The sequence below is a fragment of the Cryobacterium sp. Y50 genome, assembly GCF_002929805.1.
Classification (GTDB): Bacteria; Actinomycetota; Actinomycetes; order Actinomycetales; family Microbacteriaceae; genus Cryobacterium.
This window is the reverse complement of sequence record NZ_PJJM01000002.1, coordinates 1-1028: the sequence shown is the minus strand read 5'-3', so window position 1 is coordinate 1028 and position 1028 is coordinate 1. Positions and strand designations below refer to the sequence as shown.

Sequence of the window (1028 nt, the reverse complement as noted above, 5' to 3'; positions counted from 1 at the left end):
CCGCACACCCCATCAGGCCATGAGACGATTAGGACACAGAACTAAGGCACACACGATTCGCAACGACCCCTAGAAACTGCCCGGCGTCCAACGGGCGGGACTGCCACGTCTGCATCTCCTCGATCACCTTGTCTGTGATGCGGGAGATGGTCTCTTTCGATACCTGCGCACCATAGATCTGGTTGAAGTGCGCGCTGATCTCCCCGGTCGTCAGTCCGCGGGCATACAACGAAAGCACGATTTCATCGACCCCGGTCAGGCGGCGATGTCGTTTGGGCACGATCACCGGAGTGAACGTGCCGTCTCGGTCACGGGGCACCTGGATCGTCACCGGCCCTGTCGTGGGACTGATCACCGTTTTGGGCCGGGTCCCGTTGCGCACGTTGGATTCCTCACGGTCGTCCGGGGCACGGTTCTTTTCATGACCGACATGCTCAGTCATTTCCTCGTTCAGCGCGGCCTCAAGAAATGTTTTCGTGAACTGGCCCAGCAGCCCATCAGGACCGTCCAGAGCCAGGCCCTGTTCCTTTGCCAGGCGCACCCATTCCTTCGCCGCCACCGCCTCACGGGTCGGCTCAGATTTCGTCTTCTTCGTCACAGCATCAAGTGTCGTCATCACGGCACCTTTCCCGCCAGACCAAAGTCCAGCGCGTCAGGCCGGAAACACCGTTTAAGAGACAGTCCCCGGCCTGGGACTCATCCGCTACAACACAGCAGACGTCATACGCTGGCGAACATCACGAGTTGCGGCATAAGGCCAGGGCCATACTCCTGATTGCGGCAGATCACTTCAGCACCGAGCCGAAGTCCATCGCACGTAGCTTTATAGCTAATCGTGCGGCCCCTGGGCTTCCCCCTCCCACCCCAGAGCCGCTGCAAGCTCATCCGCATCTGGGAGCGCATTCTTCTCCGAAGGTGGCAAGGAGTCGTATGTATACGTGGACACTGCCATCGGAGAGCCCGAACGACCGAGCGCGTACCGGACTGTGTGATCGTTTCGATCGCCGCAGATAAGCATGCCGACTGTG

Annotated in this window: 1 protein-coding gene; it reads right to left on the bottom strand. The window is 59.8% G+C overall.

Features of this window, described 5'->3' with window-relative positions; translation table 11 throughout:
* Positions 1-28: 28 nt before the first annotated feature.
* Positions 29-619 carry a transposase gene (locus tag CXY73_RS00015; protein WP_255411327.1) on the bottom strand — a complete coding sequence of 197 codons (591 nt, stop codon included), beginning with the start codon at positions 617-619 and terminating at the stop codon, positions 29-31.
* Positions 620-1028: the final 409 nt, after the last annotated feature.